The 12245-nt window shown below is 37.8% G+C and carries 2 protein-coding genes; one reads left to right on the top strand and one right to left on the bottom strand.

Features of this window, described 5'->3' with window-relative positions:
- Positions 1-12 precede the first annotated feature (12 nt).
- On the top strand, positions 13-8196 hold the full coding sequence (locus AB674_RS21480) for an amino acid adenylation domain-containing protein (RefSeq protein ID WP_205625370.1): 8184 nt from the start codon (positions 13-15) through the stop codon (positions 8194-8196).
- Here the strand turns inward: AB674_RS21480 and AB674_RS21485 are convergent.
- Positions 8158-12245, bottom strand: a 4088-nt coding sequence (locus AB674_RS21485; RefSeq protein WP_131701571.1) for a non-ribosomal peptide synthetase, incomplete at its 5' end; no start/stop codon positions are given. The two genes, AB674_RS21480 and AB674_RS21485, sit on opposite strands and share 39 nt — an antisense overlap.

A 12245-nucleotide genomic window follows, 5' to 3' on the forward strand; every position in this document is an offset into this window, starting at 1 on the left:
TTGGCACGTTGGTTGCCTGATGGTAACCTTGAACTTATCGGTAGGAAAGACGACCAGGTTAAGATCCGTGGGTATCGTATCGAGCTGGGTGAGATTGAGAATGTATTATCATTATTAGAATCGGTTACCCAATGTTGTGTTTTGGCCAAGGAAGATGTAAGTGGTATCAAACGTTTGGTTGGTTATGTAGTGGTAGAAGGAAAACTCAATAAAGCTGATTTACAAGAACAATTAAAATCAAGTTTACCCGAGTATATGGTTCCGATGATCTGGGTTGAGCTGGATCAGATGCCGCTGACTCCTAATGGCAAACTGGACAGGAAAGCCTTACCGGATCCGGATAATTCCGATTTGTCCAGTCAGGCCTATGTTGCGCCACGTACAGAAACGGAAGAACAATTAGCAGTAATCTGGCAGAACTTATTGGGTATAGAAAAAATAGGTGTTTATGATAACTTCTTTGAGGTGGGAGGGCACAGTTTATTGGCTACTCGATTAGTGTCGATGATTCGTAAAGAATTGTCTATCGAAGTATCAATCAGAGAAGTATTTGAATACACTACTATAGCAGCTTTAGGAGCTCATGTATCGGTTCAGTCAGAGGGAGTATTGTTGCCTGCTATTGTTGTTGAAGAACGTCCGGAGCGAATTCCATTGTCTTTCAGTCAGGAACGTTTGTGGTTTTTGGATCAATTGCAAGGCAGTACAGAATATCATATGCCTACTGTACTTCGTTTGGAAGGAGCACTGGATATATCCATCTTAGAACAAACATTACAAACTATAGTTTCCCGTCATGAGGTACTTCGTACGATATTATTATCAGAAGATGGTGTAGGGTATCAGGAAGTTATAAGTACAGAGAACTGGACTTTGGACCAGGTAAAAATAGCAGACGAAGGATTATTGGAAAGTAATCTGCAGCATTATTTAGTAAGTCCTTTTGATTTAGCAAAAGATTATAAATTAAAAAGCTGTCTGTATGATTTAGGAAACCAACAGTATGTATTGGCTTGTGTATTTCATCACATTGCCAGTGATGGTTGGTCGGAAGGTATTTTGGTCAATGAGTTCATGGAGCTTTACAGTGCGCTGAAATATGGCAGAACAGCTGTTTTACCGGAATTAACTTTACAATATTCAGATTATGCGATCTGGCAAAGAAAGTATCTCGAAGGAGCTGTCTTAGAATCCCAGTTATCCTATTGGGAAGAAAAGCTGCAAGATGTAGTTACCTTAACCTTACCAACAGATTATCCCCGTCCTTCGATACAAAGTACAGCGGGATCAAATGTTTCGGCTATCTTAAATAAAGAATGTAGTGAGTCATTAAATACGTTATGTCAGAGAGAGGGTGTTACCTTGTTTATGTTGCTGTTATCGGCATTTAAAGTATTGTTATCTCGTTACAGCGGGCAGGAGGATATTTGTGTGGGAACTCCAATTGCAAACCGTACCCAATCGGAATTAGAGGGAATGATTGGCTTTTTTGTCAATACGCTGGCGCTTCGCAGTGATCTTGGAGGTAATCCAAGTTTTAAGGAACTTTTAAAGCAAATAAAAGGGACTACATTGGACAGCTATGACCATCAGTTAGTTCCATTTGAGAAGGTTGTAGATCGCGTGGTTACTACCCGTGACAGAAGTATGAGCCCCTTATTTCAGGTGATGTTTGTATTGCAAAATACACCGGAAGGTTCAGACGAACTGACTTTAGAGAATATCATGCTTTCGGGATATGAGTCTGATGCATTTAATTCAAAATTTGACTTAACGCTAAATATATCTGAAACTAAAGATAATATTATTTTAGATATAGAATATTGTAGTGCTTTGTTTGATAAGGCTACAATTGATCGTATGCTGTTGCATTATCAGGAGTTGTTGACAAGTATTGTGAAGGATGTCAATCAGCCAATAGATGGGCTTTCTATGCTTACCGGAGCAGAAGAACATCAATTGTTGAATATTTTTAATGATACGGAATTAGCTTACCCTCAAGATAAAACGATAAGCGATTTATTTAAAGATCAGGTTCTTAAAACACCGGATGCGACAGCATTGGTTTTTGGAGATCAGGTAATGACTTACAAAGAACTGGATGAGCGTTCCAATCAATTGGTTCATTATTTTGAATCGGTTGGAGTGATAAGAAACTCCCGAATAGGAGTCTTGTTTAACAGAAGTTTTGATATGATCATTAGTATATTAGGTATCCTAAAATCAGGAAGTACTTATGTTCCTTTAGATCCTACATTACCGGCTGAACGATTATCCTATATTTTGAAGGACTCGAGTGTCAATTTTCTGATTTACAGGGAAGAATCTTTATTATCAGGTCTATCTTCAGAGTTTATTGTCTTCCTGGATATAGATAAATCGGTTAATTATAAAGCTTCTGAAATTTCACATAAAACAGAGCCTGCTTCAGTTGCTTATATTATGTATACTTCAGGAACAACGGGTAATCCGAAAGGAGTGATGGTAACACATCGTAATATTGTCAGTTTATGTACAAGTTGTGATTATATCTCATTAAATTCAGATACGGTATGGTTGTCAACAGGATCTATTTCTTTTGATGCTACTACTTTAGAATTTTTCGGAACCTTACTAAATGGAGGTCAATTAATATTAGCAGATACAAATGCATTGCTAAATGTCAGCAATCTAAAAGAACTTATTGTAAAAAATAAAGTTACCACTATGTGGATGACGGCCTCTTGGTTTCATCAAGTAGTAGAAGATGATGTAACTGTTTTTGAAAATTTGAGTGATTTAGCAGTTGGTGGTGATGTGGTTTTGTTTAATTATACCAATAAATTAAAAGAGCTTTATAGCGATTTAAATATGGTCAATGGGTATGGTCCGACAGAAAATACTACGTTTTCGACGACCTATACGATTGATAAAGTTACTTATACCAATCTTCCTATTGGTAAGCCTATTAAAAATAGTCAGGCCTATATCGTAGATTCCAAATTGAATTTATTGCCAATCGGTGTTATTGGAGAATTATGTGTTGGAGGCTCAGGAGTTGCACTTGGTTATTTAAATCAAGAAGAATTAACGCAAGAGAAGTTTATAGTAAATCCATTTATAGAAGGAGAAAGAATTTATAAAACGGGCGATTTAGCACGCTGGCTACCGGATGGAAATATTGAATATATTGGCAGAAAGGACAATCAGGTTAAGATTCGAGGCTATCGCATCGAGTTAGGTGAGATCGAGAATACGTTGTCATCGTTAGCATCGGTTATTCAATGTTGTGTATTGGCTAAAGAAGATGCAGTAGGTACCAAACGCCTGGTGGGTTATGTAGTTTCAGAGAACAAACTCGATAAGACTGATTTACAGAATCAATTGAAATTAAGCTTACCGGAATATATGGTTCCGATGATCTGGGTTGAATTGGATCAAATGCCTTTAACTTCAAACGGTAAACTGGACAAAAAAGCATTACCGGATCCGGATAATTCGGATTTGTCTACAAAAGAATATGTTGCGCCTCGTACAGAGATTGAGGAACAATTAGCAGCGATCTGGAAGAACTTATTAGGTATAGAAAAAGTTGGAGTTTATGATAACTTCTTTGAGTTGGGAGGCCACAGTTTATTGGCTACCCGATTGGTATCGATGATTCGTAAAGAGTTGTCTATTGAAGTATCTATCAGGGAAGTATTCGAATATACTACTATAGCAACTTTAGGAACTCATGTATCGGGACAATCGGCAGGAATATTATTGCCGGCAATTGTTGTGGAGGAGCGTCCGGAGCGCATTCCAATGTCTTTCAGTCAGGAACGTTTGTGGTTTTTGGATCAGTTAGAAGGAAGTATTGCGTATCATATCCCTATAGTGCTGCGTTTAGAAGGAGCAGTAGATGTATCAATTTTAGAAAAAACATTACAAAATATAGTATCACGTCATGAGGTATTGCGTACGATACTTTTATCAGAGGAGGGTGTAGGATACCAGCAAGTAATAGATGCGGAAGATTGGAAACTGGATCAGATAAAAGTAACAGAGCAAGGATTATTGGAAAGTAATCTGCAACATTATTTAGCAAGTCCTTTTGATTTAGCAAAGGATTATAAGTTAAAAAGTGGTCTCTATGATTTAGGAAACCAACAGTATGTATTGGCTTGTGTGTTTCATCACATTGCCAGTGATGGTTGGTCAAGTGGTATTTTGGTGAATGAGTTTATGGAGTTTTACAGCGCTTTTCAGTCAGGAAGGTCAGCTGTTTTACCGGAACTTGCTTTACAATATTCAGATTATGCGATCTGGCAAAGAAAGTATCTCGAAGGCGACGTATTAGAATCCCAATTATTGTATTGGGAAACGAAGCTTCAGGGAGTGGCTACTTTATCCTTACCAACAGATTATGCACGTCCTTCAATTCAAAGTACAGCAGGATCGGATGTTTTCTTAGTTTTGGATAAAGAAATCAGTGAGTCTTTAAAAGCATTATGCCAAAAAGAAGGCGTTACCTTGTTTATGGTAATGTTGTCAGCTTTTAAAGTGTTACTGGCGCGTTATAGCGGTCAAGACGATATTTGTGTAGGAACGCCAATAGCAAACCGTACCCAATCGGAATTAGAGGGCATGATTGGCTTTTTTGTCAATACCCTGGCGCTTCGCACTGATCTGGGAAGCAATCCAAGTTTCAGTGAGCTCTTAGGAAGAGTGAAGGAAACGACTTTGGAGAGTTATGACCATCAGTTAGTTCCATTTGAAAAGGTAGTAGACCGAGTGGTTACGACCCGTGACAGAAGCATGACACCATTGTTTCAGGTAATGTTCGTATTACAGAACACACCCGAAGAAGCTACAGGAACAGTATTAGAGGACATTGAGATTTCAAACTATGAATTTGAGACTTTCGGTTCAAAATTTGATTTGACCTTTAATGTATCTGAAAATAGTAATGGTATCGCCTTGAATATGGGATACTGTACCGATTTATTTGATAAAGGTACAATTGATCGTATGTTGTTGCATTATCAGGAGTTGTTGGTAGATATTGTGAATGATATCAATCAGCCAATCGGTAGTCTGACGATGTTGACTGCAGACGAAAAACACCAATTGTTAACTGTTTTCAATGACACAGCTCTTGCGTATCCAAAAGATAAGTCATTAGTTGATTTATTTGAAGAGCAGGTTAAAAAGACTCCGGATGCCATTGCTGTGGTTTATGAGGGAGCAGAATTAAGTTATAAGGAATTAAATGAGAAATCGAATCAATTAGGATCTTATTTAAGAGAACAAGGAGTTCAAGCTGATACCCTTGTGGGGATCTGTGTAGAGCGCAGACTGGAAATGCTTGTAGGTATCTTGGGAATTTTGAAATCTGGTGGGGCTTATGTTCCAATAGATCCTGATTATCCATCAGATCGTATTACTTATATGTTGCAAGATGCGGGTATGAATTTGGTGTTAAGCAGTATCGCAAGCCATAAAGTATTAGCAGAACATACCCATCTTAAGGTGGTATTGTTAGACAAGGATTGGGATGTGATCTCAGGATATTCTGCAGAAGATTATAGTGGTCTAGTAGCGCCGAATCATTTGGCTTATGTAATTTACACTTCAGGAAGTACAGGAAGACCTAAAGGGGTAATGATTGAACATACAAATAGTATAAATCTGGTTACTTCTCAGGTTAACACATTTGCTATTGATTCAAGTGATGTTGTTTTGCAGTTTTCAAACTTTGCTTTTGATGCTTCTGTTGAACAAATTTTTATAACCTTATGTAGTGGTAGTAAATTGATTCTTGTAAATAAAGAAACGATTCTTGATACTGAAAATTTACTGGATTTTATTGATGTTCAAAAGATAACACATTTTCATACTACTCCAAGTATGTTAAGCACTTTACCTGTGAGGACCGATTTAAAATCCTTAAGAAGAATAGTTGTTGGAGGGGAGATTTGTAATAAAGATTTAATGGAAGCCTGGAATGAAGGATATTCATTTTATAATAAATATGGCCCGACAGAAACGACCGTAACTTCTACCATCTCTTTTTATGATAAGGGTACTTGTAACGATAGAGAAATAAACATAGGAAGACCTATAGGTAATACTCAAATTTACATTTTAGATTCGCAGCTGAGTTTAGTACCGGTAGGCGTAGTTGGGGAGTTATGTATTGGCGGTTCAGGAGTATCTCGAGGTTATTTAAACCAGGAGGAACTAACCCAAGAGAAGTTTATAACAAATCCATTTATAGAAGGAGAAAGAATTTACAAGACAGGCGATTTAGCACGCTGGCTTGCGGATGGTAGTATTGAGTTTATCGGCAGAAAGGACAATCAGGTTAAGATTCGTGGTTATCGTATTGAGTTGGGTGAGGTTGAGACTACTTTGTCATTGTTAGAATCGGTGATTCAGTGTTGTGTTTTGGCCAAAGAAGATGCAAATGGTAACAAACGTCTGGTTGGTTATGTGGTTGTAGAAGGGGAGCTAAATAAAACAGATTTACAGGATCAATTAAAGGTAAGTTTACCCGAATATATGGTTCCGATGATCTGGGTCGAATTGGATCAGATGCCATTGACTTCAAATGGTAAACTGGACAGGAAAGCGTTACCGGATCCAGATAATTCAGATCTCTCTACACAGGAGTATGTTGCACCACGCACAGAGACAGAGGAACAATTAGCTGTTATCTGGCAGAATTTATTGGGAATAGAAAAAATAGGTGTTTACGATAACTTCTTTGAATTAGGAGGCCATAGTTTACTGGCGACCCGATTGGTGTCGATGATCCGTAAAGAATTGTCTATTGAGTTAGCTATCAGAGAAATATTTGAATATACTACTATAGCCGCATTAGGGGCTCATGTATCGGTTCAATCAGAAGGAGTCTTATTGCCGACTATTGTTGCGGAGGAGCGTCCGGCACGAATTCCATTGTCCTTTAGTCAGGAACGTTTATGGTTTTTAGATCAATTGCAAGGTAGTACAGAATATCATATTCCTACTGTTCTTCGTTTGGAAGGCACAGTAGATGTATCGATCCTGTCGCAAACCTTACAAAGTATAGTTTCGCGTCATGAGGTATTGCGCACAGTTCTTTTATCAGAGGACGGAGTAGGGTATCAGGCAATAATACCTGCAGAAAACTGGAAGCTGGAGCAGGTAAAAATAACAGATGTATCCTTATTTGAAAACAGTCTGCAGGACTATCTGATGTTGCCTTTTGATTTAGCAAAAGAGTATAAGTTAAGAAGCTGTCTGTACGATTTAGGAAACCAGCAGTACGTACTGGCTTGTGTGCTTCATCATATTGCCAGTGATGGTTGGTCAGGTGGTATTTTGGTGAATGAGTTTATGGAGCTTTACAGTGCTCTTCAATCCGGCAGAACTGCTGTTTTACCGGAACTAACTCTGCAATATTCAGATTATGCGATCTGGCAAAGAAAGTATCTCGAAGGAGCTGTTTTAGAAGCACAGTTATCGTATTGGCAAGAGAAATTGCAAGGAGTGACTACCTTATCTTTACCAACAGATTACGCTCGTCCTTCTGTACAGAGTATGGCAGGTTCAAGTATTTTCTTAGTCTTGGATAAAGAATTTAGCAATTCCTTAAATGCATTGTGTCAAAGAGAAGGTGTTACCTTATTTATGGTAATGCTGTCTGCCTTTAAGGTATTGTTGTCGCGTTATAGCGGGCAAGATGATATCTGTGTAGGAACACCAATAGCAAACCGTACCCAAGCAGAGTTGGAAGGTATGATTGGCTTTTTTATAAATGTGTTGGCACTTCGCAGTGATCTTGGAGGTAATCCAAGTTTCAAGGAACTTTTAGAAAAAGTAAAAGAAACCACATTAGACGGTTATGACCATCAGTTGGTTCCATTTGAAAAAGTAGTGGATCAAATGATTACGAATCGTGATATGAGTACGAGCCCTTTATTTCAGGTGATGTTTATATTGCAAAATACACCTGAATTATATAAAGAGGAAAGTTTAGAATTACAAGATATTGTCCTCTCAGATTACGGGTTTGAAACTTCTAATTCGAAATTTGATTTAACATTGCATATAACTGAAAGTAATAACGGTATTACTTTAGATATGGGGTATTGTACCGCTTTGTTTGATAAAGCTACAATTGATCGAATGCTGTTGCATTATAAAGAATTACTGGTAAGTGTTGTCAAAGATATGAACCAATTCTAAATGTTCAATCCATAAAGGCGCTTCGCGTAAAACAACTTGAACTGCAACCGGTAAACCTGAACTCAAAATACCGGTACGCAAAACATCATGACGGTTCACTACAAATTGTAATGCCTCAATAAAAGAATCTCGTTTATCCTGATCTGAAAAAGAAAGTAAATTAGGAAGGATATAAGGATCTCCCTGTTTAGGATCACCCATTAGATGATGGAAATGAATCCCTTCTTGTAATGGCGATAAAGGATAGATATCCTCAATGTTAGAAACACCTCCCATTACCGTATCACTTATCTTATCTAAATCACTTTGGCTCAAATCTACCAAAGGAACCATTGACGGAGTAATAGAACTACTATCTACAGCTATACCATTGGCCGGAACACGATATGCTAAAGATAAAGAAGATAATTTCTCACTCATCGATGCTATCGTAGGACCTGCAAAAATATCTTTAACTCCAATATGAAAATCTAACTTCTGTAAACGAGAGATTAACTGAACAGCCAATAAACTATGACCACCCAACTCAAAGAAATTATCATAAACTCCAACTTTTTCTATACCTAATAAATTCTGCCAGATGATCGCCAATTGTTCCTCAATCTCTGTACGTGGAGCAACATAGCTCTGACTGGACAAATCTGAACTGTCAGGATCCGGTAAGGCTTTCCTGTCCAATTTGCCATTAGGAGTCAAAGGCATATGATCCAGTTCAATCCAGATCATCGGCACCATATATTCCGGTAAACTTAATTTCAATTGCTCCTGTAAATCAATCTTATTCAGCTCACCTTCTACCACTACATAACCAACCAAACGTTTGGTGCCTCCTGCATCTTCTTTGGCTAAAACACAAGACTGACTAACAGCTTCTAATGACGATAAAGCATTTTCGATCTCACCTAACTCGATACGATAACCGCGAATCTTTACCTGATCGTCTTTTCTTCCGATAAATTCAATATTACCATCGGCAAGCCAACGTGCTAAATCGCCTGTTTTGTAAATTCTTTCTCCTGCTACAAAAGGATTTGTTATAAACTTTTCCTTAGTTAACTCTTCCTGGTTTAAATAACCACGAGCCACTCCTGAACCTCCGATACATAATTCTCCGACTACTCCAATGGGTAAAGACTGATGCCTTTCATCCATAATATATACCTTGGTATTGTCTACAGGTTTACCAATAGGAATTTTAATTGGTCTATCCTTTTTTACTTTATAACTAGTCGCAACTACAGTAATCTCTGTTGGTCCATAATTATTATAAATAGTAATATCAGTCGATTTATTTAAATGCAGCACATCTCCTCCTGTTAAAACAACAAGGTTTGGCAACGAAATCTCTTCTTCTATAAAACTTTCACACAGGGAAGTTGGTATATAACTATGTGTAATCGAATGATCAATCAGAAACATTGAAAGTTGATCCAAATCATAGCGCATTTTATCCGGGATAGGATACAAGCTCGCTCCAAAAACTAAATAAGGACATATTTCCCAAATACTGGCATCAAAACCAATTCCGGAAAATAAAGTACCCTTGCTTTGAGCCGTAACAGCATACGCTCTTTGGTGCCAAAAACATAAATGAATTAAATTTCTATGTTCAATCATGACTCCTTTAGGTTGCCCTGTACTTCCCGAAGTGTAAATAACATAGGCCAAGTCATTTGACTTTATAGCAATCTCAGGCTGAACATCTGAATAATCAGAAATCGTTTCTTTAAATAAATTCAGAAATGAATTGTCTATAATTACCGTACAACCACTATCGTTTTTTATATATTCTTTTCTTTCTTCCGGATAATTAGCGTCAATAGGAACATAAGCAGCACCTGTTTTTAATATTGCTAGAAATGAAACAATTAACCAATCACTGCGTTCTAAAATAACGCCAACTAAATGCTCCGAATGGATCGTATTATGAGCTAACAAATAATTTGCCAACGCATTAGAACGCTTATCCAATCCCTTATAGCTCAACTCTTCTCCTTCATAAACCACTGCAATAGCATCAGGAGTCTTTTTAACCTGCTCCTTAAATAAATCAATCAGCGTTTTATCCTTTGGATATTCTACCGTTGTATCATTGAAAATATCCAATAACTGGTGCGACTCTTCTTCTGATAAAATAGGTAAAGCCGTTGTATTTACTTCTTCGTTTTTTAGACCTTCCAGAAGTTCCGTCAAAGCATTTTCCATATAAACCAGAATACGCTTAGCCTCTATACTTCCATCAATCTGAGCTGTTAATCCAAAATCATCTCCAAAATCGTCTACACTTAAAGTGAATGGATAATTGGTGCGTTCCTGACCTCCCAGAACCGTTATACCGAAATCAAATTCACTTGCATCTTCCTCTTCTGTTAAAGCAGGTGCCGAGTGACGGTAATTCAATAAAGCACTGAAAAAGGCTTTATCATTGCTTATACCACTCCAATCCTGAATATGGGATAAAGGAGTTTGCTCGTATGATAGTAAATCCTGTAACAAAACTTTTACCTGATTCACATATTCTACTACATTCCCTTTTAACTCTAAAAGTACCGGCAATGTATTGATAAACAACCCTAGAGAATCTGCTGCTCCTACAGAACCCTGAAGTCTTCCCGAAAACAAGGATCCAAAGACAGCATAGTCCTTATTACTACACTTGGCTACTACCAATCCATAAGCGGCATGGAACAAGACTGCCGGGCTTATCGCATGCAACACACTCAATTTACGCAACTCTGTACTTAAATCTTTTGAGAGTACTACACGAGACTCTTCAATGCCCTTACCACCTCCTAAAACATTAGATAATTCAAAAGGATAGGTAGGTTCTTCGATTGCTCCAAATAAAGTCTTAAAGTAAGATGCTCCATTATTAACCGCTTGCGCATTCAAAGTATGACCTATAAAATCGCGATACAAAGCAGGAACTCCTAAACTGGCACCTTTTCCGGATAAATACGATATCACCTCTGATATAATTTTCTCCATACTAACATGATCCATTATTAAGTGATGTTCGTATATAATCAAATAATAACAGCCATTCTCAACATCTTCTGCCGATTTCAAATGCAATAATGGTGCTTTTGAAATATCCATCCAACAACCTCCCGGAGCTATCATAAGCTCTAATTGTGGTAAAACTGCTTCAGAACGATCCAATTCTAAATCTTCAATCCATAAAGGAGCTTCGCGTAAAACAACCTGAACAGCTCTTGGTAACCCTGAACTTAAAACACAGGTACGTAAAACATCATGACGGTTCACTACAAATTGTAGCGCCTCAATGAAAGAATCCCGTTTACTTTGATCTGAAAAGGAAAGTAAACTTGGGAGAACATATGGATCTCCCTCTTTAGAATCACTCATCAAATGATGAAAATGAATCCCTTCCTGTAATGGCGATAAAGGATAAATATCCTCAATATTGGAAACACCTCCCATTACCGTATCAATTATCTTATCCAGATCACTCTGGCTCAAATCCACCAAAGGAACCATTGACGGAGTGATAGTCTCACTACCAACTTTAATGTTATTAGCAGGAACACGATATGCTAAAGAGAAAGAAGACAACTTCTCACTCATTAAAGCTATCGTTGGTCCCGAAAAAACATCTTTTACTCCAATATGAAAATCTAACTTCTGTAAACGAGAGATTAACTGAACAGCCAATAAACTATGGCCTCCCAATTCAAAGAAATTATCATAAATACCTATTTTTTCTATACCCAATAAGTTCTGCCAGATTACTGCTAATTGCTCCTCCGTTTCTGTACGTGGCGCAACATAGGCCTGACTGGACAAATCGGAATTATCCGGATCCGGTAAGGCTTTCCTGTCCAGTTTGCCATTAGGAGTCAGCGGCATCTGATCCAGCTCAACCCAGATCATCGGAACCATATACTCGGGTAAACTTGATTTTAATTGTTCTTGTAAATCAGCTTTATTGAGTTTCCCTTCTACCACTACATAACCAACCAAACGTTTGATACCACTAACATCTTCCTTGGCCAAAACACAACATTGGGTAACCGATTCTAATAATG

Origin of the sequence: Flavobacterium sp. ABG, assembly GCF_001027725.1 — a bacterium.
In the GTDB taxonomy this organism is placed as follows: Bacteria; Bacteroidota; Bacteroidia; order Flavobacteriales; family Flavobacteriaceae; genus Flavobacterium; species Flavobacterium cupriresistens.